Here is a 23,487-nt window from a genome sequence, read left to right as displayed (position 1 = left end):
GATAGATCGGGGTGATACTTCGGAGCTATCACCCGATAAATAAGAAGTATTGGACGAGACCCCGACACACGCCCAATCATCACGACATATCCCGACTGAGACCAGTCGATGGAGGTGCCGATGATACGCAGCAGCCACGTAGTGATCTCCCGCAGTACAGCCCGCCTTGCCAAGCGATTGGCCCGACCGTTCTCGAAACGCAAACTGTTCCGCGCCACGGGTGTGATGTGGCCGACACTCGCCGCGCTCACAGTCACAAGCATTGCCCATGCTCAGGGAACGATGGACTTCTCCGGGGCAACGACGCTGATGACGACCTTCAAGACCGCGAGCCTTGAAACCATCCGCGAAGGCGCGGAGGGGAAGGGCTACAAGGTGGAGGGTTTTGCGCCCACATCCCGCGCTGCTGGCCAGCTCCGCGAGGCCGGAATCGAGGCTTACACCTTGCAGAGCTTCATCGCCCGCAAGATAGAAGCCGAGCCTGCCAGCCGACATCTCTACATGCTGGATGAATCCTCGCTCGCCTCTTCTAAACAGATGCGGGATTTTCTTCAGAAGGTCTCGCCGGAGGACCGGGTTCTGGTCATCGGTGACATTCGCCAGCATCAGGGCGTAGAAGCCGGCAAGCCCTTCGAACAGATGCAGCAGGCCGGGATGCAGACCTCGCAGCTGGATCAGATCATGCGCCAGAAGGATGCGGAGCTGCTAAAAGCGGTGCAGCACCTTGCCACCGGAGAGACAGAGAAGGGCGTCGAGTTGCTGGCCCAGCAGGGCCGCGTGACCGAGGTAAAGAGCGCCGTGGATCGTATCGCGGCCATCGCCAAGGACTATGCCGCCCACCCGAAAAACACCCTCGTTGTCTCCCCGGACAACCGGAGCCGTCAGCAGATCAACGAGGGCATTCGCTCCGAGCTGCAAAGCACCGGCCAGCTCTCGCCGGACGGCCGCGCATTCCAGACACTCGCGCATCGTTCCGACCTCACCGGCGCAGGCCGCACCTGGGCAGCACTCTACAATCCCGGCGATGTGATCCGCTACGAGTCGTGCAGCAAGGCTCTTGGCTTTGAGCGTGATTCCGAGGCTCGCGTGATCAGTGTCGAGGCTCGGACCAACACCCTCACCGTCCAGAAGCAGGACGGCGAACAGGTCTCCTATGACCCGAAGCGGCTCTATGGCGTGAACGTGTTTGAAGAGCGCAGCCGGGATTTCAGTTTGGGCGAGCGGATCCAGTTCACCGCCGGGAATCGCGCTCTCGGAATCGCCAATCGCGACCTTGGCACCGTCGCGGCCCTTGAGGAGCGGTCCATTACCGTGCGCATGGATGGCAAGAGTGGGCGCGAGGTGACCTTCGACCCGACCGAGTTCCGGCAGCTCGACCACGGCTACGCCGTTACGTCGCACAGCTCGCAGGGACTCACCGCCGATCGGGTAATCGCAAATATCGACACCGAGTCCAGTCGTTCGCTTATCAATGACAGGCTGGCCTATGTCGCCGTCTCCCGGGCCGCCTACGATGCGCGCATCTACACCAACGACGCCGGGACCTTGGGCCAGCGGCTGGCCAACGAGGTTTCGAAGACCGCAGCCCTCGACCTCAGCGATGTCCGGCAGGCGGTGGACAGCTTCAGGCGCGATGACCCACAGTCGGCAACCGCGCTCCTGCGGGATACCAACCGTATCCATGTCTACAGCGACCGAGAACACCGCGTTGCTGCCGTGGCCCAGGACTACGTTTCCAAGGAAGACCGCGCCGTCATCTTCGCTCCTGACAAAGCGGAGCGTGAAGAGCTGACCCGGCTCATCCGGGTGGATCTTCATGAGCAGGGCAGGCTGGGCGAGATCTCTAGCACCACCGTACTATCTGACAAAGTGCTCTCCGACAAGGATGCGAAGATCGCCGCGAACTATGAAGTCGGTGACGTGATCCGTTACGGCAGCAAGGGCAGCGATGAGCTGAGCATTTCTCCGAACTCCTACGGAAGGGTGACCGACGTCGATACCGAGAAGAACCTCATCACTGTGACCGGGCAGGACGACAGCCCCCGCGTCTACGACCCAGCAGCCGAATGGCAGATGCGCCTCAAGGCAACTGTTTATAAGCCCGAAGAGCGCGAGTTGGCCGAAAGCGAGCGCATCCAGTTCACCCGTTCTGAGTGGGATCAAGGTATCCGGGTCGGCAATCTCGCCACCATCGAGCACATCCACGAAGACGGCGGCCTCTCTGTCAAAGTAGATTCGGGAAAGAGCCTCCAGCTTACCCCCACACAAGCGCAACATGTTGAGTACGGTTATGCCGTAGAGTCGATCAAACGCCTTACTGTCGATCGCGTCATCCTGAGCGGCGAGGCCGAGCACATCACCGCACAGCGCAAAGTACTCTCTCAGCTTCCTGCCAAGCTCTATGAGCTAACCGTGTACACCTCGGACGGCTATCAGCCTGGCGCGCCTGAGCTTGTCGTGCAGAAAGAGTTTGATGGTTCGGCTGTAGCTGAAATTCCCATGCCGGAGATCGACGCCCCTTCCATCGCGTTCGACGGATACGCCATCGAGCTTTAGCCGATCCCGGCCGATGTTGGCAATTGCCAATTGACTCGGCTAAGGCATTCGTCGATTACCTCAGCCTAGCGTTGCCGAAAGGTGCTGTGTTCTGTCACGTCATGAACGAGGGAAAGCGCGGCTGGAAGGCGCAACGTGATCTGAAGAACCCTGGTGTGCTGGCCGGTATTCCCGATCTGTTGATCTTCTGGCGCGGCATTACGACGTTCATCGAACTGAAGACGCCGAAGGGTGTACTGTCCACTAACCAGAAATCGGTGCACCAGTGCCTGTCAGCCACCGGGTTTGCGGTTTATGTTTGCAAGTCTCTTGCCGATGTCTCCAGTGCTTTGACTCGATCAAGTGTGCCATTATCGGCTACGATCGCCGCATAACCGGATGCCTTGACCTACAATCCTGACATGCCCCACAAGACGACGTACTATGGTTCCCCAAGATTTGATAAGGCGATCCCGCGCAGCGCAGTGAGCAAGTTGAGCAAGGCTGCCCAGGAGGAGGTTATTCGTCAGTGGTTCGAGGAGAATTACATGGACCCGAATGAGTTGCCGTACGACTCAGGCGAGGGCGGATACCAGTGGATTTGGGGAGAAGGTGTCGATCCTAAGGATGCGTTGCAGGATGAGTTTGCCGGAACCGTTGCTGAAGACTTGATCGACTCCATTGCGGATGAGCTTACCGACATAAATCATGAATGGTCGCCGCGACCTACCGAGGATGATTACTATCGAGACGACTGGGTTCCAGATGACCTGGAAGGCCCCTACATGGAACTTATGGCGTCGCTCAACCAGATCGAGCTAGTCGCAAAGGAAAAGCGGTCGATCATCGACGGCCCGCTGATTTACCGGTTGCTGTACCTGAACATCATCATTGCCCTAGAAACTTACCTCGGCGACTCGTTTTCGGCGATCGTCTTGAATAAAAGACCATATCTCGAACGCTTCGTCAGTCACAGCACGCACCTGCGTGAGAAACAGATATCCCTGTCCGATATCTTCAAACGTGCGAAGACCATCGAAACCGACGTGCGTGGGTTCATCAACGGCATCTCTTGGCACGATCTCGCCAACGTGGCAAAAATCTATAAACAGGCGTTCGGTCTTACCCTTCCAGACATCCCTGACACCATTCGCACTGGCATAAAACTTCGCCACGATATCGTTCACCGGAATGGCAAAACTCCCGAGGGTCAGGAACAGACCTGGAAGAAGGAGCAGATCGCGACACTGAAAGCGGCGGTTCAGTCATTCGCCACTGAGATCGAACTGATGCTGAAGGCATTGCCCGAAGACGCTGACGCACCGCCAAAGAAGGAAGAGTTTTAGGCAATGATCGTTCGTGCTGCGTGTGTGCTTGCTGGTCTCTGCTAAACATGCAAGATCGTGTCTGGCGGCTAAAAGGCATCCGAACGCGATTTCCAGTGACCGTTGCCGCCGCCCTTTATCACTGGTCCTACTGGAAGAGAACACGCGCGTGGACGTCACGCCTGACATCATCTTGCGCCTGAACGATCTTGGCCTCACCGCATGGCGTGGTCACCGTCATCGGCGAACTCGGCCGCAAGCGCGCGTCACCCACACCACCCGACGATCCCGAGGAAGATGCGTTGTTCGAGCGCTTCTATGCCGCATACCCTCGCATGAGGCGAAGGGCAAAGCGCGGCAGACCTGGACGAAGGCGCGAGTGAAGATTGATGCGAAAACGCTGATCGCCGCCAGTCACGAATACGCGACGATCCGCACCGGGCAAGACCCCACCTACAACCCCACTACCGGCAAGCGGGCTGAACGCCGAGCGCCGGAAAGACGAACGAACGGAGATGAGGAATGCGACAAATAGGCCAAGCAATACACGAGCCGGTATCTCCCAGCAGGCTCTCGACCTCATTGAGCGTCGTTACCAGCGCGATACGCCACGCGAGTTGATTGATGGAACAGACGGGTTCCCGCAGAAATTTTTGGCTGGGCGACATGACTGCGGTGCAGAAGGCCCACCTGTTGGATGGCTGGGCGCGCGTCCTTGTGGAAGTGCCGTTCAACTGCGTCGATAAGGCGTTCATCGACTATCTTTCCGATGTAGGCGCAATGGACGAGCAGGGACGTGCCATCAGACCGGCACCAGCCAAAATTAAGAAGATCGCATACGACCTATACAACAGCGACCTGTTGCGCGAGTCGACGAGAGGCAGGCCCGCACCACCCACGCGATCACACATTCGCGACGAGGACTACGTGCCGATTGTCTCGCACGACCTGATGAAGGCATGGTGGCAAGCGTGGACCGAGCACGGGTTCTCAACACCAGGCGAAACTTTCGAGGCCTACAAGCTGCGCATCCGCACACGAGCCAACGAGATCAGCCTGATTGCGGCTGGCAGATTCCCGGAGAGCCATTACGTGAGTGATGACTGATGGGGGCTGCTCGCCGCTTCGCCTAACATCGAAACGCTACACTAGCTGACACTGCCAGTTTCACTGGTCTCCGAGGAGCGTCATTCTAGTGAATCCGTACACGATCAACCCGCCACAATCGGAAGTCGCTTTCGAAAAGCTTTGCTTAGCCTTGCTAAAACGCCACTGGAATAGACCCGGCCTGGAACTTTTCGGCAAGAAGGGGGAAGACCAGTATGGCGTAGACATCTTCGACACGCTTGGCGAAGACCCAATCTTTGCCGCTCAATGCAAGCTGAAAGAACAGACGAAATCGCTCACGCCTAGCGAGATCAAGGACGAAGTGGAAAAGGCCAAGACCTTTCCGTCCAGGATCGATCATTACGTGATTCTGACAACCGGGAAAGCGTCCGGTCGGGCGCAACTCACGATACAGTCGCTCAATCAGGAATGCAGGGCAGCCGGACTGTTCACCGTTCAGCTCCTCAACTGGGATCAGATCACCGAGATGATCAGGCAGTACCCAGAAATCGAGGCGCAGTTTTACGGCGGTCTTCGTCCCGAAGAAGTTGCGGTTGTAAATAACAAGTTGGATCAGATCGTCGATATAGGCCAGACAATTTCTGCAACGTTCGGAGCGACCGGAATCGATGCCGAGATAGACATAGCGCGTGACCTGATCAATTCACGCGATGCCCAAATCGCTCTTTTGCAACTCAATCGCATTCAGAAAAACAAAGGTGCAGACCTTACCGAGTGGCACCGCTTCCGCATCTTCACCAATTTGGGCGCGGCCTGCCTGATATTGGGACGAGGAAAGGAGGCTGCGCGCCATTTTCTCGATGCCGCTCCACTCAGACCAACCGACGAATTGGCTATAGCGAATGAGGTGTTGGCGTTTCACCTTCTCGGAGACGATGACCAAACGCGCCAAAAAGTCCTTGTCGCAAGAGAGAGGTTTCCACACTCCACTCGCCTCATGTCTCTCTGGATTCAGTCGTCTCCAATAGACATCCCATACGAGGATTTGCTGGCAGCCACTCCGGTTCATCTGCGTAGCGATGCGGAGGTTTCCTTTGCCCTTGGCATGAGGGCTATGGCAGGCGATCGGCTCGAAGCCGGCGAACAACATGCCAAGGATGCCGTCGCAGCTAAGCCGAAATGGTCTCAGGCGCATCTGTTTCTTGCTCAGGTACGGTTCGGACGCGTTGTGTTGTTGGACAGAAGCGGGACCCCTCTGCCCGGCACAGATCGCTCGGGCGCGCTCCAAAATGCTGATTTGACCGCCTCGACGGCGATAGAGGTTGCCGAAGTCGAGGGCATCTCATACGTCAAAGCGAAGGCGTTTGGACTCAAGTCAGATATAGCAACAATTCTCGGAAACAAGGAAGACGCGGTACGGTACGCCCGCGATTCTTTTGGCGCGGACTCTTCCGATATCGATGCGCAGATTTCCCTGGCGCAAGCACTTATGGCAAATGGCAATCGAGATGACGCGATCATCTTTTTCGAAGAAATCCATGCTCGGTTTAAAGAGATGCCTAATGTTAATTTCATGCTTGGCGAGGCATTGCTGGAGCGAGGCGCGGCGAACGATCTGTTCAGAGCCTTCGACGTGTTCAGTTCGGCAGCCGTCGGCAAAATGAGACAGGAGCTTGTCGACCCGCTCACGATCGGTGCGGTGCGCGCTCTTGCTCTGGCCGAGCGCCACTCAGAAGTGGCATCTTACGCCGAAAGGCAGGAAGTCATTGCGTCACCGGTTCTTGCAACGACGATCCGCGCCTCCGCGTCAATCAAGCAGGGGACAATTGCCGAAGCGAACCAGCTTTTGGATGATGCAATCGCGCTAAGAACCAGCACCACAACGCTTTCCGCAATAGCCGTGCTTGCGCGCAATCTCATGGAGCTTGGACGTTGGGCCGATGCACTGCCCTTGCTCCAATTTCTGTTCAGCCGAGTAGGCGTCAGGTGCGATCCTAACTTGCTTCTGAATTGCGCCGGACGCCTGAGGCGTGATGACGTGATCTTGGAAACATTCGATTCCCTGTACGCCAAGGGCCTCCGAATGTGGGACAACCTCGAATACGAACTGCAATACCTGGAACGATACGACTACGAAAAAGCCATCATCCGCCTACAGGAATTCATCGCCGCCAATCCTGAACATCGGCTGGCGGAGTTGCGGCTTGCGATAGTTGCCTTAAGGTTTGGTCGCAAGGACCTGGCACGGATTTCAGCGGCGGCGATGCCACTTGCTGAAGAAATCCCCATGCGATACGCCGTGCCGGCAATCCACGTCCTGCAATGGAGCGACCGATCCATGGAAGCGGTCGATTACGCCTATCGTGTACTGCGGGCCAACCCGAACAAGCTTGAAGCGCATACAGCCTATATCGCAGCCCTCGCTCCTGGAGCATGTCCCGACGAGATAGGACCGGCAACGGAAACCGTTCAAATCGGAAGTGCCGTTCAATACAGTAGAGGAAACAATGGGGTGACCGAATGGCTGGTAATAGAGGATACAGAGACGCCGAGTTCCGATTTTGAGGAGATTTCAGCAACGAGCGAACTGGCAATGGATCTGATCGGTAAGCGTGTCGGGGACACCTTCGTTCGTGTAAAGAACCCCTTGCGCGACCACATCGGCACGATCGTCCAGATCATGCCGAAATACACAAGGCGAATCCAGGCCATCGGACCACAGATGGAATACAAGTTTTCAGATCAGTCCGTAATCTGGACATTAGAGATTCCTACTCCAGAAAAACTCACCTTGGCAGATGTTCAGCCAATCCTCGATTCAGTCCGGTCACAATCGGAAGCCGTTTTGAAAGTCAGAGAAATCTACAAGAACTCGACGATCACCTTGCATATGTTTGGCGATCGCTTCGATGATTCTGCTCATGGCGCTCTGATCGATCTGGCACGTTCGGGCGAAGACTTCGTAAAGTGTGCTCCGCCAGATGTGAATTCCTTGATGAACGCCATGTCCGCGTTGGCGGTGAGAAATATCGTTGTTGTCGACCTGACAGCACTTGCGACACTGAGACTGCTGGATATAACGCGGCAAGTGCTTTCCGTAGGAACGATCCAGTTCGTCATTTCTGCCGCCACATACGCGACCCTGCAACAGTTGAGAGCCAAGGCAAAGTTTTCTCCCGCGCACGGCACGATGCTTTACAAAGATGGCCAACACTACATGGTGCCAACCGCGGAGCAGGAGGCCGAGCAATACCATTTGGCGTTCGAGCAATGGTTAGCGGAGATCGAAGCCAATACCAAGATCGTGACGGTTCCCGAGGTTGCGCGGTTGCTTCCAGATAAACGGGACCAGCTTAACGAAATCTTGGGCGAAGAAGGCTTGGAGTCTGCGATGCTCGCGCTACGTCCCGGACATCTCCTATGGTCCGACGACTATAACGCAAGCGAGTTGGCAAAGACCGAACTAGGTGTCGAAAGGGTTTGGACCCAGGCACTCACTGAGCAAATCGCCAATCTCGGTCTAATCGATCGCTCGCTCGCTGAAGAAATTTACGCCAAGCTGATCGGCTACGATTTTCAGTCAACTCACTTCACAGGATCGGTGATGCTCGCGGCCTTACGACTGGCAAGGCATTCGGTCGACAACTTCCCGATGGCCAAGATGCTCAAGGCCTTCTCTGGCGTACCCATCTTTGACCGCCGTGCCTCTTTCTTTATTATGGGGGAATTCATTCTGAAGATAGCTCTGGAGCCGCTCTTGCCCGAGACTCGATGTGAGGCGACGAAAGCGTTGCTCAGTACCTATCCGAACGATGACATTACAAACACCCAGCTTGATATATTTGCCAAGCAATGTGCGCGTTCGATGATCCTGACGCCGCAGGCGTCCGATGATTTCTTGAAGTGCTACAACGGATGGCGCAAACAGCGGCGGTCACGAATTCCGATCATCGGTGCCTAGCTCGATACGTTCCTTGACCGGCCATCGTGCGCATGCAACATAGGCGACGACACCCATGCGAAAGCCGAAGCAGCCTCTGAAAAAAGCGCTCGTAGATGGTGTTTAGAAAGTGCAGCTTGAAGTCTTCGACAGCGGCTTCGAAGCGATCAATATCTGGCTCTGTGTACGAGAAAAATTGAGAGAGCAACTCCGTGACTTGGAGGGGGTCGGTCAGATCAGCGCGGTACGCTATCGCGCCAGCTTGATACAACACACCCTCTCGGGTGTCCTAAAGATGATGTTGCTCAAAGGGTAACCTAGGGCAATCTTTTTGCTGATTTCAGTGTCGAGTTTGTCCTTCGTGTCTTTTGCTTCCCAATAACCCCGGGGCAGGGAATTGATGTCGCGTAATGTGCCGTCTGGGATGACTCGACGTAAGCCCTTTTTTCCCAATTCTGGGATTAGCATCCAGCCGTATGTTCGCGCTGTATCGGCCAACAGGTTCTGAAACGCGGAGCGGACCGCTGTTTCGTGAGTGATCATCTGATCGGCGAAGCCGACCAAGTCGCGGTAGTAGTTCTGGAGGGGCTTACTGAGCGTGGTCGTATCTTTCTTCTTCAAGCTGACGGCCCCTCCGTCTTCGCACTTCTGTCGCCAACACGCAGGGACTTCGGCAAGAACCGATCGATTTCGTCATCAGAGAACGTGTATTCCTCATTTTTCTGAAGCGCTACTTGGGCTTCCGAATAGGCCTTGCCATCCGTATGAGGCGCACCTCTGTAAATTGCAGCCAACGAGGCCTGCAAAGAATCACGGCGTTCTTTTATAGATTCGATGGGCTCATCACCTCCCACAATGTCTGTCAGGAGGCTCAGATAGCTCTCTCGAATGGGCCAAATATCCGCTGCCGTGTCACGATGCTTTTGAGCAACCGCGCCTGGATCGAATCCCTTCATATAGGCCGTCAACCCAACCGTGCCAAGAGAGACTAAGGCCGTGATGAGCTTTAGAGAGAACTGGTCTGTGAAGAGGATACTGATGGTCCCGCTAGCGGTGAGCGACGAAAGAACGATTTGACTGAGCTTGAGCACTTTCAGACGATTCGCCGCCCGATCAGCCATTTTGGAATGGGTCTTGTGTGTGTAGATTACTCGGCCAAAACACTCTCGCATTTGCGCCTCTAGCGCGTCGTATTCGTTTGCGTTAGCCATTGAATGTCGTCCCAAAGATCAATTGCCAAGATAGTCGTGCCGATGTGGGTTGCCCCGCCGTTGTCTGCCTAATCGCTTCTAAAGCATTGTCATACGCAGTTTCAGCCTTCGCCACAAAAGCGCCCGTTTTGTGGACCCATGAGCCACTTCCTGGGGCCCTCCACCATTCCTGGGTTCGATCTTGCTTTGATAGATAGAGGAAGAAATCACGAACTAGCCAGTCGTGGTACAGGTAGCTCTTGTCCTTCTCTCCCCATGAATCTATGAACTGATACGCGAGAGTGTCGATAAGCATCCCGCTGATTGCTATGTTGTGCTGGCCCTTCCAGATTCGAGCCATTCTGCAAATGGCTTTGAGATTGTGATTTGCTTGGGCATTGCGTGTTGCAAACGCGGTCATCTCGCTCTGTGGATCGCAGGTTTTCCAGGTCCCCCCGTCGTTTGAGTCCGGAAATGTGACAGTATCTGACGCGTTTACGAACCCCGGGAGAATTTCGAAAGTGATCCCATCCGTAAAGCTGACGACCACAACCTGGCCATCGGCCTTGAGACTTGTTGTGCCATAGGTTTTTTGCATTGAGGCTCGGACCGCCTGAAGGAGCGCAGACTGCCCGTTGCCCTGGTGGTTGTTGAATTGCTGATATAGCCGACCGGGGAGCCTGAACCAAATATCGACGTCGCTTACCCCTTTTGCGGCGGTATCTCGGCCATATGAGCCGATGTAAAGGGAGTGGGCTGTGTCGGACTGAGTCTCCCAAAAATCTGTGTTTAGCTGGCGGGTTATTCGCTTGTATCGGTAGGAGATCGAGTCCATCTGGTCCTTGCCGATGACATACTCATCCCTAAATGCTTGAAAAGTCTCTGCCACGCCCATCGTTGCTCAGTCCTCTAACCTCTCCGTTGACTGCATGCTTGAGCTGAAATCTTGAGAACACCATTCTAATCGTCTGACCGGTGGCTTAGCTGAGATCTCCACCGTTGGGCTTGTGCGTTAGGGTATACCTCAAAGATACGGCGTGAAAGGCACCGAAAAGCGTCGTAATAGGATGCGTTTCTGTATTTCACGACGCTCTCAGAGGAGTGTCTAGACCCTACGCGACATCTATGCTGCCGTCACAGTCCCACCCGTGGCCGGTCGGAGAGCCTCTTCCTATCCGTCAACCGGTTCAGCGGGCAGATCGCATCCTAACTCTCGGAGCCGAAGAATGAACCGTAGACAATTTAGCGTGGCGATGGCGGTCCTGGGACTCGGTTCAAGGGCCCAAGGAGAACGGAAACCTGAGGTCGAGAAACTGCAGCTGTCTCGAAATGGCTGGATGCCGAACAATGAACGCTTGCCGGTGTTGCTCTATCGCCGAGCATTTAGCGGTGATGGGCTCGCGGACCACATGGAAGAGGATTTGCAGCGCAATCTTTGGCCAGCTCAGTGGAGAAATGGCGTTTACACCTTTCATCACTATCATTCCACTGCTCACGAAGTGCTCGGCTTCGCCGCAGGAAGCGCACGGTTGACGTTGGGTGGCGAAGGTGGTCACGATGTGACGGTCGGTGCCGGAGACGTCCTCGTGCTGCCCGCAGGAACGGGTCATTACCTTGTGCGTGGGGATCCGGGCTTCCTCGTTGTGGGTGCCTACCCTGTGGGGCAACACTGGGATATCTGCCGGTCCGCCCCGGACGCGGCAACGACCGAAAGGATGTTGCACCTTCCTTTTCCGGCAAGTGACCCGATCACGGGGAAGGGAGGAGACCTCGTTCGCGCCTGGTCGCCCACTTAACAAGTTCTGAAGCGCTCAAAGTACCTCAAGTTGCTGCTTGTGATGACGAGGAGGAAACACCCTGTCGATGGCCGTGAGGTCGTCGTCGTTAAGCTTGAGTGTGTCGGCATGTGCGTTCTCTTCAACATGAGGGATGGTAGCCGCCTATCTTCCAAGCCTTCCATCGCAGCTTCGGCGTGAGAGACCAAGCTTCCATCGATAGCGCGTGCACCTCACCCACGCGAAATTGGGGGCATAGCGTGGTCAACTGTTACGGGAACCAAATGGAGGACCGAAATGCCGCGTCACCCAAAGCTGAAGCCGAGACCGCCGCATTCGTTTGTTCTGGAGGCCCTCGCGACTTTAGAGCCGGATGTGCGCCGGATGTTTTCCGGATGGTCTGTATATGTCGGTAACCGACTCTTCATGATGCTGCTAGATCATGCAAAATATCCCAAAGATAACGGTGTGTGGCTCGTCCTTTCTGAAGCCACTGATCCCATGGACGCAGAGCTTCGTCAGGCCTTACCGTCGCTTCGCCCGATTCAGGGCCTGGGAAGCAAGATTGGTCACTGGCTCGTCCTGCCGGCTGATTGCGCCGAATTTGAACAGGAGGCTCTTCATGCATGCGACCTCATTCTGAGCCATGACCCACGCCTGGGTCGCATTCCGCAATGGAGGCGGTAGTTCGCCACTCCGGTTCAAGATAATCGCGTCCGCATGAGGCGGAACGAGAGACCCACCCTGAACCGGAGCCGTCGTTCTACGCTTCTTTTGTCGTTGCGACAGCCTTAACGGTAGGCGCACGCTTAGCGGCAGACTTCTTCAAAGGCGTGACGGTCTTCTTGCTCTGTTTTGTAGAGTTCTTCTTTGCTGCGGGCTTGGCGACGTTGCTGCTCTTCGTTAGCACGGCCCAACGAGCCTTTTGGGCTGCCGCAATTCGCGCCTTACCTTCGGCACTGATGGTGGCTCTGACTTTCTTTGCCGGGGCTGGAGCTGTAGCTTCAGACTTCTTGTTGACTGATCCTTTGGGCCGGCCACGCCGCTTACCGCTTGGCTTTGTTGTTGCGGCAACGGCAGGAGTATCTGGAGCGGCGCTAGAGAGTAGGGCCCGGGCCTGTTGCAGGCGCGTGATCTGTTTGTCGATGGCTTCCAATATTTCGTGTGTACTCATGTCACCTCAACCTAAGGATAAAGCAGAGAGTGTCCGCACGTGCATCGCAAATCAGCGCTCGAAACGCGCATTGGCGATCATGCGTCATTCCAGAATAGCTGCGTGACCTTGGCGCGTTTGCCGTTACTTACCTCCTATGGTCTTTGCGCCAAGCGTCAGGTGACTGTCCTATGCGTTGTCGGAAGGCCCGTACAAAATTAGCCGGATAGTTGAACCCCGTCAGGACACTGACATTCTGAATGGGTAGCTTCGTGGTCTTGAGCAGAGCCTTTGCTCTCTCCAGGCGCTGGTGTAGCAAGTACTGATATGGAGTCGTGCCCGTCGAATTCCGAAACTCATGGGCGAAGTGTGATGGACTCATCCCCATTTCGTCTGCAATTTGTTCGAGGCCTATGTCCTCAGCAAGATTTGCTGACATATATTCCATCGCCCTCTTTAGCTTAGGCACGCCGAGTCCGCCTTTGAGACGAGGCAAAGCGATCTGCTGACTGGAATGGTTCTTGATGAGATTGGTTTCGAGAGATAATGCCAGCAGGTTTGCGTAGAGAGCGCCGAGTGGCCAGCCCTCGCGTGCCTCTCTGCCCATCTCCGAGATGAGAAGCCGCGTCGATGGGACCAGGATAGACCAGGCTCCTTTGATCTCCAGTGGATGCTGCGCTCCTAGCTGCAATGCAAGCTGCTGCAGTGCGTCATCCTCGACCGAGAGAATCAATCTTTCGGAAGACCCATGCCATCGCCAGCGGTGCCGCGTTCCGGGCGGGATTACGATGAGCGACCCAGGTTGGGTATGTTCAATCGCATTCCTCCCGTTCTGCCACCATTCAATCTCTCGGTCGCCAGCAATCTGCAGGTGGAGGCAGAGATTCGGATGTTCATGTTCCGGGATCTCTCCGGGACGGACGAGATGCTGCTCAAGAACGATATCTTTCCACGGCGGTTCCCGGGTCGGGATTTGATCACGCGGAGCGTCAATCAGCGGCACCAACTGAGAGTCGCGGACTACAGCGATGCGTCCGGATGGAGGCTCCGCTTCCGGCCTTCTCATCGCGCTCCGGAGTGCATTTTCAGCAGGATTTGCATATCATCCCAGCCTTCTGGCCGCTCCAATGGAAAAGGACAGGAGCAGTCAATGATGAGAAGCCTAACCGATTTCGTGAGCGAGAGTTTCATTTGGGGTGTTGGGATCACGCGACCGAAGGAACGCCAACGGCGGTTTGCTGCCTACTACATCTCCGCGTGTCTGGCTTTTGCCATTCTGAGCGTAGTGGGATTCTTCCTCATCCTGGTCTCTCGGTTCTAAACGCGGTCATCGTGCGGCCGGCTCTGTTTGGCGCAGCCCTTCCCCAGCAGGGGCGCACGAGGCCATTTGGAGGTCACGGTCATGTTGATCAGTAATGATGACGTTCGTCGCGGTATCGAGAACGATGAGTTCGTTCCCTTCTTCCAGCCTCTTGTCACACTTCGGACTGGCGAGCTCGCCGGATTTGAGGTGCTGGCGAGATGGCACCATCCCACGGCTGGAGTCTTATCACCGGACCGGTTCATCCCAATTGCGGAACAGAATGGATGGATCGATGCGTTGACGAAACGGCTGATGCAGAAGGCCTTCGAGGCTGGGAAGCTGATCCCGGAACCCCTAACACTAGCCTTCAACGTTTCACCACTGCAATTGCACGATCTAGATCTGCCCAAACGGATTCAGAGCGCCGCCGAAGACCTGGGTTTTCCCCTCCAGCGCATCGTTATCGAGGTCACGGAAAGCGCGGTCGTCGATAACGTGGAGCGTGCTCAAACCATCTCGAACGAATTGAAGGCGCTAGGGTGCAAGATCGCGCTTGATGACTTCGGAACGGGATACTCCAGCCTCCTGCATCTGCAATCGCTGCCTTTCGATGAGCTGAAGGTCGATCGAAGTTTCGTTGGGTCGATGATCCAACGCAGAGAAAGTCGCAAGATTGTGGCGGCCGTAGTGGGTCTCGGACAAAGTCTTGGGCTGACTACTGTGGCGGAAGGCATCGAAACACGCGAACAGGCCGAAATGTTGTTGTGGCTCGGCTGTGAACTGGGACAGGGGTGGCTCTTCGGACGGCCGATCCCGGCTGAAGATCTGCCCACAACCGTTGAGATGCCGCGCGAAAAGATATCCTTCAACCATTCGCCAGGCCTTTGGGGAGGCCTGGCGGGAAATGCGCTGCCCAGTCAGCGGCTTGCGCACTTGCAGGCTGTTTACGATGGAGCGCCCGTCGGACTCGCCTTACTCGATCGCAACCTTCGCTATGTCACCCTCAACCAGCGGTTAGCCGACATGAACGGCGCATCGGTTGAAGAGCACTTGCGAAGACCGGTCGCTGAAATGGTCCCCAAAGCATTCCACCATTTCGAGGCTTTCATGCGTCGGTCTCTCGAGGGCGAAGTGATCACCGGCGTCGAAGCCAGACGACCCGCTGGCCCGGGACAAGGCGACCGAGACTATCTTTTGTCCTATCAGCCTGTGCGGGATGAAGGCGCCGAGGTTGTCGGAGTCTCCGTCGCGGTGGTCGATATCACCGACCGGAAGGCCGCGGAGGCCGCACTCCGCGAGAGTGAAGACCACCATCGCCACATGGTTGAGTTGAACCCGCAGATTCCCTGGGTGCTTGATGCCAAGGGAAACGCGATGGCCATCAGCCCGCGGTGGGAACAGGTGACTGGCATGAATGCCGCGACCGCTGAAGGGAAAGGTTTCCTCGAAGCCATCCATTCGGAAGACAGGCCATCTGTGGAAAATGTCATTGCAACATCGATTCGCAGCGGCGATCCAATTGATGTCGAATGCCGCATCCTGTGCCGGAACAACAGATGGAGATGGATACGATCTCGAGGCGCCGCACGCCGCGATGCATCAGGAATAATCATTCGATGGTACGGCAGCGTCGACGATATCGACGATCAGAAGAAGGCGGAAGAGGCGCTGAGAAAGAGCGAGGCACAACTTAAAGCCATCTTCAACTCCGTTCCTGTGGCGATCTTGCTGGCGGCTGAGCCGGACGGCCGATTAAGCCTGTCGAACCCCGAGGCGAGTCGTATCTTTCGCTACCCCGCCCCATCCAGGCACATCATAGAAAACTACGCGCAGTGGGGTGCGATTCGAGTCAATGGCAGACGGCTCGAGTGTGGCGAGTATCCCCTTGCCCGCGCCCTGCGCGGACAGAAGACCAGTATTGAAAAAGCGCTCTGCCTGCGTGCGGATGGCACAGAGGCGTGGGTATCCTTGCTGGGTGCACCGATCGTTCGAGGAGACGGCTCTGTCCAGGGCGCGGTCGTAGTCGTTCAGGACATCGATGAAATCAAGCGAGAGCGAGAACGGCTGCTCACCTTGGCGGAAGCTCTCATCAAGGAACTTAAAGGCCAAACCTCTTCTGCGCGGTTGGAAGCGGAGCTCTAAGAGTTTTGTCACAACCTCGTTCCCCGCCCGCGTCTTCGACTACCGCAGTCTCCCCGACAGTCCCTTTACTGAATGCATGGCTTGATTCGCTCCTGACGTTCGCGCTGTACGAACGAAGGCGGATGGCTACAGAGAAAACCTGATTTTGGAGGCACTGTATGTGGTTTAACCTTTTTCGCTCGTCGGCAGAATCCAGCGGGCCGGTGGAGACGCCAGGCAACGATCAACCACGTGCCACGCGCTTTCGACTCGATGCTGATGTTTCTTTTGTCGTTGATGGACGCAGGCATGAAGGCCGGTGTGTCAATGTGAGCGAGTCTGGACTCCTGGCAGGTCTTGATCATCCGCCGGATGTCTGGGTCGAAGGCAAGTTGGAGTTGGAGGCAGGAGCGCACTACCTCAATATCCAAGTGCGCGTGGCCCGTGTGGAAGGCAATGATGTAGGGTTCGCCTTTTGTCTCGACACCGAAAATGATCGGGCTGCTATACGCATCTTGATCGACTCTGTTTCGGGAAGTCCTCTACCTTCGCCGTCCGAGAATGAGAGTTAATCCAGAGAATGACAAACCAGAAGACACGTGCGTCTCTGGCGGATGCCGAATCAAAAGGCAAATGCGCCAGGTTTAGTCGCGGAAAAATCGTGGGCTCACGCTGCGGCCATCGCAGGAGCAGCCCGGCGGTGAGGCGCTGGCGGTAGTGAAGATGAACTCCATCTCGCCTTTAACGAAGAGACGGTTGGCGGGCCGCCCAGAGGGCCGATGGGCAGCTCGTGGTCGACGAGCAGCGTGCCGGGCCGGACGTCGCGGACCTGGTTCGAGACGGTGACCGTGCTTCCAGTAAGCGAAAAGGCAGCGGTGCTGTCGTCGCAGATGTGGTCGTCCCGGTCGAAGTCGGTGATCTCGGCGCTCTACGCGGAATGGAGCCCTCAACTCGTGATTTCAGGCCAATGCACTCATCCAACTCTGTCTAAGCCGATCTTGGATCATTAGTACTGTGAGACGGCCCCTCGTCATCTGGCTGATCTGTGACGAGAGCCGACTTCGAAGGACGAATCTGCCATTGCTTCTGAATTGCCACAAGTGGGAACACGGCAGAGCCTGTACACGCGAATCACGGCTATGGAGTCGCCCGTTTTGGGCTGCTTCGTTCATGTCTGCCTGAATCGCTGAGCGCGAACGAAGGTTTTCGGCGATCGAGGATATAGCTGTTCCCGAAGCGGACCCGGATGAGCCAGAAGACGAGCAGTGGGAGTGGAAGGACTGCCGGAACGATGAGGTAAATAGAGCCACGGAGCGCAGGCGGGAAAACCTGCGGCTGACCGAGGAAGAAGGAACCTGTCGCGATAAAAAGTCCCACGCACATGCGCCATAGATGCCTAACGATGCGAGGACGACCGGAGATGCCACGATGGGCGAGGACGGATGTCTCCAGCAGTGGCCAGAAGAAGGATACCGCTGAATACGAAACTCATAAATGCGGGGGCGCCGTTATCTGTACCTGTGGCGGAGTGGATGGCTCGGATGCCGAGGGTAAGAACGCCTGCGGCGGAAGCCAGGCAAATGAACAGAGCGATCCAGTCAAGCGGGCCGGTGCCGTCTCGGCGGCGTCCGGCAAGCCAAGCACTGCCGACCAGATAGAAGGTGAGCACGGCGGCGATGACATTGCTGATCTGCGACTTCAGGATGGCGAGCCAAAATCCGCTGGTGGCTAAGGTCAACATGGCCAGCGTGAAGACGTTGCCCGAAAGACGATGGAACCGCTCGCCCTTGCGCGCGATCATCGCGACCGCTCCGGCGACGAGGCTGAACGTACCGCCGAGGATATGAAGAATCAGGAGCGGGAGTCTCAATCTGACACGACCTTTCCGGCTTCATCGGCGAGTATCGGATGTGCAGGATACGCGAGAGACCACGCCTAAGTTCCGCGTCTCCTCACAGAAGGACGTGATCAGCTCGTCCATGCGGCCGCCGCAGCCGAGAGGGTCTTGAGGACATCGTCCTCCCCGAAGCCCCGCAGTTTTCAGAAATCTTCACAGCGTTTGACGATCTCAGTGTCCAGGCGACTTCCTGTCGTTGCCTGCATTGCACTTCAGCAACCGTTTTACAAGATACCCAACTTCATCGTATCGATTTGAAAGGCATGACATGGCCGAGGTAATCGATGCTGCTCCTTCTGAACTTGATAGTCCGATTCTCCGACGGCGGTCCGCTCAATTCGACTGTATTGTCTCAAAAGACGATCCGTCGTCATCCATCAGCCGTTGCTGATGCATGAACGAACCTGGAGCGATTGACCGCATTTGTCGTGATGTCAGTCTGCCAGCACACGGCATTCGATAATGGCGGTCCTACAGGCATGATCAGTTACTGAAAGGCAATTTCTGCTCAACGCATCGAAAAGATATACCGGCGATCATGACGTGCGGGTAACCCTCTTGCATCTAACATAGCTCTTGGGTTTGGGGCGCAGCAGCCGACGAAGCGATCGAAGCTTGCCCGTCGATTGAAGTCGGCCCACGCGGTTCGGTGAGGGCGACGAGACGCGTTTGGCAAAATAGCGTCAGGGGGTGGGTGTCTCTTCGATTGTGCAGGAGTGGACAGGATTGCGGACGGCTTTCGTACTCGAGTCGTCCGTTTCTGACGAATCCCAAATGGTCTCTTTTGTCCCGAATCGTCGCAACACCCGATGTCGCTCATCATGATCGGCAGAGATAGTCCAAAGGCTGATTCATTTAACCCGCTCTGTGTTGTGATCCTCGTACGGCGTAAGGCGGCAACTAACGTCACAGCGATGGTTTATTTCGCTCGCATCATGCTCTACCCCCCCCGCAGTTCCACAGTGCCCCAACGACTGCGCAAACCTAATTGCACTGCACTGTGGAAGTCCTCAAGAGAATGCATTATCAAACAATCATCGATCCCATCCCGGAAGAAGGTCCATTCCTTTGGCCCATACACACTGGACCTAGAAGCGGTTGAGCTTCGCGCGGGAAGCCGAAACATTGACTTGCCGACAGAGCAGTTCCGAGCCCTTGAATTAATTGTGCGGGCGGCCGGCGAAGCCGTGTCCAAAGAGCAGTTCCGAGTCAAGGTTTGGCAAGACCGTTTCGTCGACGGCGAAAATCTCGCGGAGGTTATCTCTCAACTGCGGCGGGCACTTGGTCGGCAGTCAAACGATCGTGAATATATTGAGACGGTTCCACGCAAGGGGTATCGCCTGGATCCACAGGTCTCGCATTCTGAGGTGAACTCGACACAGAACGCCTTTGTCAGCAGCTCTCATGCAAAGGGAATGGATGAAGAACACTATCGGATCCTGGTCGACTCAATCGAAGACTACGCAATTTATATGCTGGATTGTGGTGGCCGCGTTTGCAGCTGGAACCTAGGCGCAGAACGAAACAAGGGCTACACAGCCGACGAGGTGATCGGCCAACACTACTCCATGTTTTTTGTCGCTGATGACATAGAAAACCGTCTTCCTGAGAAGCAACTGAAAGCCGCTAGCCAAGGTGGACACCATGTGGGGGAGGGTTGGAGGCTTCGGAAAAACGGAGAGCGGTTCTGGGCAACGTTTGTAGTCACCGCCATGCGCGACTCGAAGAGAAAGCTAATCGGGTTTGCCAAGGTGGTCCGCGACATCAGCGCTCGAAAGCGACAGGAAGAAGAGGTCCTCCAAATGGAGGCCCTGGTCCGGCGCGATCGCGATCGCGTGACTGCTGCTATGGAAAGCAGCATAGACGCGTTTTATATATGCGAGGCCGTGCGAGCTGAGTCCGGAGAGATAGAAGATTTCATCTTTACCTACCTGAACAGCAGTCTGGAGAAGATGGTCGCCATCACGCGAGATGTCCTCCTAAACGGAAAATTGTGTGAACTGTTGCCGATAGTCCGAACAACCGGGCTGTTTGACGCCTACAAGAGGGTAGTAGAGACGGGTGAACCCTTCGTAGCTGAGGTTCCGATCCATGCTGAGAGCGTTTTGAGCGAGTGGATTCGTGTTCAAGCGGTCCGCCTTGAAGACGGGGTTGCGATCACGGCGTCTGACGTCACTGAACGCAAACTGAACGAGGAACGACTTCTCCATCTTGCGCAACATGATCCATTGACGGGCTTGAGCAATCGGACCCTGTTAAACGATCGCATCTCCCAAGCGATAGAGCGTGTGAAACGTTTTGGAGGCAAGATCAGTGTCTGCATGATCGACCTGGACAGCTTCAAGCCAGTCAACGACGAACACGGCCACCAAGTCGGTGATCAGGTCTTGATGCAGACGGCACAACGACTTCTATCGGCAGTTCGCGCGACGGACTCCGTCATTCGAGTCGGTGGAGATGAGTTCGTTGTCGTTCTGCCGGACAACGAAGCGCAAAGCGGGATAAGACAGGTCTCAAAAAAGATTCTTGCGGCTATAAGCAAACCGATGGTGATCGAGGGGCAAACCTTCAGGGTAAAGTGCAGCTTAGGGATCGCAATATACCCGGATGACGCAACCGAAGTACAAGGATTGCTTTCATTCGCCGATCAAGCTATGTACAAGATGAAAACGGCTAGTAAAGACCTTCGTCCGAAACAGGCGCAATCATCTTAGGCGTCAACCCGGCAGACCTTCTAGATTTCACCGCCGTCGAAGCTGTGGGTTTGCGGGACGCGGGCGTTATCCGAGTTCCGGGCTCGCGTAGAGTGCGAGCGTCAAATCCATAGCCTGATCTTGGCGAGGCCCAGGTTGTGCCGAGTTGCAAACCACGCCTTTCTCCTGTGAGCGATGAGACGACACATTCGGATCAAGGCCCCGCGGGATGAGGCGTGGGCTGAAGTTGATCCGTCAATTACTCTTCAATTCGGTTTAGCCGCTCCTGGTGCGAATTTGTCTGCTTCTCAAGGGACTGAGATGGAGTTTCCTATGGAATCGCCAAATGACAGTTAGCAGACCTCGGGTTGATTGGTTTACGCGGTTAGGACAAGAGCCGACATACCGACTGCGCATCCTCATCTCTGTGTTGCTGAATTCCTGGCAAGCAAACTCCGCAGCTCAGAGACCGGCATAGGCTTGCCGAATAGCCATCCCTGTCCCCATATCGGCGATCCGTTCGGCACGGCCGCGTTGAAATAGACCGCCTGCTCCCGGCTTTCAATCCCTTCAACGACAACGAGCATGTTCAGCTTCGAAGCCATTTCTAGAATCAAGGGTACAACTGGGGCTGTAACTGCCTCGGTTCCAATCGTCTGGGTGAAGGACCGATCAATCTTGATCGCGTCGGGAGCGAGACGATGCAGGTAGGAAAGACTGGAATAACCCGTCCCGAAATCGTCGATGTAGATCGAATGTCCAAGAGATCGCAGCAGGCCAATCGCCGTAGCTGCGGAAGTGCCTTCGGCGGCAGAGCGCTCAGTCAATTCCAGTCCTATCAGATTCGCGGTAAGGCGTGCCTTTTGCAGACAGTCCGTCAGGAATGCAGGGAACCCCAGGTCTTTCAGATCCTCGGAAGCTATATTCACGGTGACACGAATGTGTCGCTCCTCAATCGTCGTGCCAAGTTCTAAGATGACGTTCCGGATAACCCACCTTGTGAGGGCGCCGATAAATCGGCGGCGTTCCGCAAGAGCGACAAAGACCTCTGGTGAAACATCGCGTCCCCTGCGAGACCAGCGTAGCAAGGCTTCTACTGCGACGATCCTTCCCGTCTTCAAATCGACGATCGGCTGGTACACCAAGCGTAGTGTTCCCCGTCGCACTGCACGGCGTAGTTCTACCTCCATTGATCGGGTGTGATAGAACTGCAGAAGTATGAAAGCAATGGCAGCCCCCAGGAGACCGCCGGCAACCTGAGACTCGAGGACGAAATCTCTATACTGCTCCGCCCATGCTGAGACAGACAGTCGGCCCACAATACAACCTGGGTACTTATCAGAGCAGATTGCCTCGTAGAGCTCGCCGTTGCGGCGTTCAACCAGCGCGCCGGTCAAGATTTCGTCCACACTGAGTGGCACATCAGGACCATAGAGGGCGAACACCTGATGCTTCGAGCTATTGACGATGAAAACCGTATAAAAGACCGGAGGATGATCGAGAGTTGCGAAAAATTCATGGCTGTACACCAATGAGACGCCGTTGCTTTCAATCACTTCTCCTGTCCCACCGGGGTAAATAGCCAGCGGAATATCCCTAAACACAAGCCGGTCCTCAAATTCAAAATTAGGCGTGTCACGGGGAAGGGCCACCGAAAGACGACCGCGGCCTGTTGTGCAATAGAGTTTGTCGCCCCTCGTTCGACCAATATCGCGTATCAATGCAGAGCGAAAGAGCTGTTGCCGCATGTACAAGAGTTCGGCGTCGGAACAAAACTCTAGATTGTCGCTTTGAATTGCCTTGAGCGTGGCGCGGGTTTCAGACCCCAAGCGCTCCTCGACACTCAAGACTTCACGGGTGTAGAGGCGCAGTTCGGCGCGAGCCGCTCGTTGTTGGGCGCATTGTCCGATCAGGAATGTGATGGTGCCACCGACGAGGGCTCCCAGAATGACGACCACAAAATTGACCAGCCATACAACACGTCGCCTGCGATCCTGGCTCAGCAAAGATTTACCCCACCGCGTAGCCGAAGCCGACGCTGGTTCTCTGCCAGACATTTTGGCTTCTCGTTATTCAACTTGCAAGAGGTATTCAAGCGTCGGTTCGCCAACCGGCGTTGCTCCTCAACGAATCGGTTACGAAATCTCGACTCAAGTGGCCGCGCGTTGGAGTCTCGGGCCGGGGACCCGCTATGGTTTCATCAAAGAGGACTCGCCCAGCCCGCAAGACGCCGAATGATAACTACTACTTGATTGTCACTGATATGGTTATCGGAACCACTTTATGGAAGCCATACGTCCGCAGGCGACACCCCTCCGCCTGGTTTTCAATGTTAGAGCCAACTCCTACCGAGAACACTCCCACGGATGGGCCAGCCATGCGCCAGAAGTTTATGTCGGCTGCCCATAACAAGTTGCTCTATCAGTGATCATTTCTGCTTCAAAATCCGCGAGAGTTGCCGAGAGCCAGCCTTTACGAAGGCGGATC

General features: G+C 55.8%; 18 protein-coding genes. 11 read left to right on the top strand and 7 right to left on the bottom strand.

Translation table 11 applies throughout. The annotated features are described in order from the left end of the window. The first annotated feature begins 120 nt into the window (after positions 1-120). The 6 genes from GRAN_RS07360 to GRAN_RS07340 all read left to right on the top strand — a co-directional run bounded on the left by GRAN_RS07360 (position 121) and on the right by GRAN_RS07340 (position 8,889). Positions 121-2,556, top strand: coding sequence for an ATP-dependent DNA helicase (locus GRAN_RS07360; RefSeq protein WP_161570886.1), 2,436 nt, complete (start codon positions 121-123; stop codon positions 2,554-2,556). Between the two features lie 23 nt (positions 2,557-2,579). Further along, positions 2,580-2,930 carry a VRR-NUC domain-containing protein gene (locus GRAN_RS07355; protein ID WP_128912275.1) on the top strand — a complete coding sequence of 117 codons (351 nt, stop codon included), beginning with the start codon at positions 2,580-2,582 and terminating at the stop codon, positions 2,928-2,930. 27 nt (positions 2,931-2,957) lie between these two features. Beyond that, positions 2,958-3,881: a hypothetical protein gene (locus tag GRAN_RS07350; RefSeq protein WP_128912274.1), complete on the top strand. Its 924-nt coding sequence runs from the start codon at positions 2,958-2,960 to the stop codon at positions 3,879-3,881. Between the two features lie 358 nt (positions 3,882-4,239). Further along, entirely contained in the window at positions 4,240-4,395 is a 156-nt protein-coding gene (locus GRAN_RS25435) for a hypothetical protein (protein ID WP_161570885.1), read from the top strand. Positions 4,396-4,484: 89 nt separating this feature from the next. After that, complete coding sequence (locus tag GRAN_RS07345; protein ID WP_128912273.1) at positions 4,485-4,967, top strand: hypothetical protein; 483 nt, start codon at positions 4,485-4,487, stop codon at positions 4,965-4,967. Between the two features lie 88 nt (positions 4,968-5,055). Further along, on the top strand, positions 5,056-8,889 hold the full coding sequence (locus tag GRAN_RS07340) for a PIN domain-containing protein (protein ID WP_128912272.1): 3,834 nt from the start codon (positions 5,056-5,058) through the stop codon (positions 8,887-8,889). Between the two features lie 228 nt (positions 8,890-9,117). On the opposite strand, the gene GRAN_RS07335 is transcribed toward GRAN_RS07340, so the two are convergent. Genes GRAN_RS07335 through GRAN_RS07325 form a run of 3 tightly spaced genes read right to left on the bottom strand, consistent with a single transcriptional unit; the run spans position 9,118 to position 10,953 of the window. Then, positions 9,118-9,489, bottom strand: a complete 372-nt coding sequence (locus GRAN_RS07335) for a hypothetical protein (RefSeq protein ID WP_128912271.1) — start codon at positions 9,487-9,489, stop codon at positions 9,118-9,120. Beyond that, the gene (locus GRAN_RS07330) at positions 9,486-10,079 is read right to left on the bottom strand and encodes an SLATT domain-containing protein (protein WP_128912270.1); all 594 of its coding nucleotides are present in this window, start codon (positions 10,077-10,079) and stop codon (positions 9,486-9,488) included. Before GRAN_RS07330 ends, GRAN_RS07335 begins: the two co-directional genes overlap by 4 nt. Then, positions 10,072-10,953: an SMODS domain-containing nucleotidyltransferase gene (locus GRAN_RS07325; RefSeq protein ID WP_128912269.1), complete on the bottom strand. Its 882-nt coding sequence runs from the start codon at positions 10,951-10,953 to the stop codon at positions 10,072-10,074. The genes GRAN_RS07330 and GRAN_RS07325 overlap by 8 nt, the downstream gene beginning before the upstream one ends. A gap of 442 nt (positions 10,954-11,395) precedes the next feature. Between GRAN_RS07325 and GRAN_RS07320 the strand changes: the two genes are divergently transcribed. Both GRAN_RS07320 and GRAN_RS07315 read left to right on the top strand, forming a co-directional pair. After that, positions 11,396-11,854 (top strand): cupin, encoded by a 459-nt coding sequence (locus GRAN_RS07320; protein ID WP_241654391.1) that lies wholly within the window; start codon positions 11,396-11,398, stop codon positions 11,852-11,854. A gap of 276 nt (positions 11,855-12,130) precedes the next feature. Then, positions 12,131-12,520, top strand: a complete 390-nt coding sequence (locus GRAN_RS07315) for a hypothetical protein (protein ID WP_128912267.1) — start codon at positions 12,131-12,133, stop codon at positions 12,518-12,520. A gap of 76 nt (positions 12,521-12,596) precedes the next feature. On the opposite strand, the gene GRAN_RS25770 is transcribed toward GRAN_RS07315, so the two are convergent. Then, the gene (locus tag GRAN_RS25770; protein WP_192897977.1) at positions 12,597-13,007 is read right to left on the bottom strand and encodes a hypothetical protein; all 411 of its coding nucleotides are present in this window, start codon (positions 13,005-13,007) and stop codon (positions 12,597-12,599) included. A 127-nt stretch (positions 13,008-13,134) separates the two neighbouring features. Further along, positions 13,135-13,989 carry an AraC family transcriptional regulator gene (locus tag GRAN_RS07305; RefSeq protein ID WP_241654484.1) on the bottom strand — a complete coding sequence of 285 codons (855 nt, stop codon included), beginning with the start codon at positions 13,987-13,989 and terminating at the stop codon, positions 13,135-13,137. Between the two features lie 399 nt (positions 13,990-14,388). Here GRAN_RS07305 and GRAN_RS07300 point away from each other — a divergent pair, with 399 nt between their 5' ends. Together GRAN_RS07300 and GRAN_RS07295 are read left to right on the top strand one after the other, a co-directional pair. Continuing rightward, complete coding sequence (locus GRAN_RS07300; RefSeq protein ID WP_128912265.1) at positions 14,389-16,431, top strand: EAL domain-containing protein; 2,043 nt, start codon at positions 14,389-14,391, stop codon at positions 16,429-16,431. Positions 16,432-16,589: 158 nt separating this feature from the next. Beyond that, entirely contained in the window at positions 16,590-16,982 is a 393-nt protein-coding gene (locus tag GRAN_RS07295; protein ID WP_128912264.1) for a PilZ domain-containing protein, read from the top strand. An 824-nt stretch (positions 16,983-17,806) separates the two neighbouring features. Here the strand turns inward: GRAN_RS07295 and GRAN_RS07290 are convergent. Continuing rightward, entirely contained in the window at positions 17,807-18,280 is a 474-nt protein-coding gene (locus GRAN_RS07290) for a DUF2306 domain-containing protein (protein WP_128912263.1), read from the bottom strand. 1,157 nt (positions 18,281-19,437) lie between these two features. Between GRAN_RS07290 and GRAN_RS07285 the strand changes: the two genes are divergently transcribed. Then, the gene (locus GRAN_RS07285; protein WP_161570883.1) at positions 19,438-21,021 is read left to right on the top strand and encodes a diguanylate cyclase domain-containing protein; all 1,584 of its coding nucleotides are present in this window, start codon (positions 19,438-19,440) and stop codon (positions 21,019-21,021) included. Positions 21,022-21,419: 398 nt separating this feature from the next. Here the strand turns inward: GRAN_RS07285 and GRAN_RS07280 are convergent, their stop codons facing one another. Beyond that, on the bottom strand, positions 21,420-23,006 hold the full coding sequence (locus GRAN_RS07280; protein ID WP_161570882.1) for an EAL domain-containing protein: 1,587 nt from the start codon (positions 23,004-23,006) through the stop codon (positions 21,420-21,422). Positions 23,007-23,487: the final 481 nt, after the last annotated feature.

Origin of the sequence: Granulicella sibirica (genome assembly GCF_004115155.1) — a bacterium.
Classification (GTDB): Bacteria; Acidobacteriota; Terriglobia; order Terriglobales; family Acidobacteriaceae; genus Edaphobacter; species Edaphobacter sibiricus.
Note: the sequence above shows the minus strand (reverse complement) of the source record. Positions and strands in the feature narration are given on the sequence as shown.

Bases quoted from the DNA above. Each gene is read 5' to 3' on its own strand.
- GRAN_RS07360 (WP_161570886.1), top strand. From the start codon at position 121: ATGATACGCAGCAGCCACGTAGTGATCTCCCGCAGTACAGCCCGCCTT.
- GRAN_RS07350 (WP_128912274.1), top strand. From the start codon at position 2,958: ATGCCCCACAAGACGACGTACTATGGTTCCCCAAGATTTGATAAGGCG.
- GRAN_RS07345 (WP_128912273.1), top strand. From the start codon at position 4,485: ATGGAACAGACGGGTTCCCGCAGAAATTTTTGGCTGGGCGACATGACT.
- GRAN_RS07330 (WP_128912270.1), bottom strand. From the start codon at position 10,079: ATGGCTAACGCAAACGAATACGACGCGCTAGAGGCGCAAATGCGAGAG.
- GRAN_RS07325 (WP_128912269.1), bottom strand. From the start codon at position 10,953: ATGGGCGTGGCAGAGACTTTTCAAGCATTTAGGGATGAGTATGTCATC.
- GRAN_RS07320 (WP_241654391.1), top strand. From the start codon at position 11,396: ATGCCGAACAATGAACGCTTGCCGGTGTTGCTCTATCGCCGAGCATTT.
- GRAN_RS07315 (WP_128912267.1), top strand. From the start codon at position 12,131: ATGCCGCGTCACCCAAAGCTGAAGCCGAGACCGCCGCATTCGTTTGTT.
- GRAN_RS25770 (WP_192897977.1), bottom strand. From the start codon at position 13,007: ATGAGTACACACGAAATATTGGAAGCCATCGACAAACAGATCACGCGC.
- GRAN_RS07300 (WP_128912265.1), top strand. From the start codon at position 14,389: ATGTTGATCAGTAATGATGACGTTCGTCGCGGTATCGAGAACGATGAG.
- GRAN_RS07295 (WP_128912264.1), top strand. From the start codon at position 16,590: ATGTGGTTTAACCTTTTTCGCTCGTCGGCAGAATCCAGCGGGCCGGTG.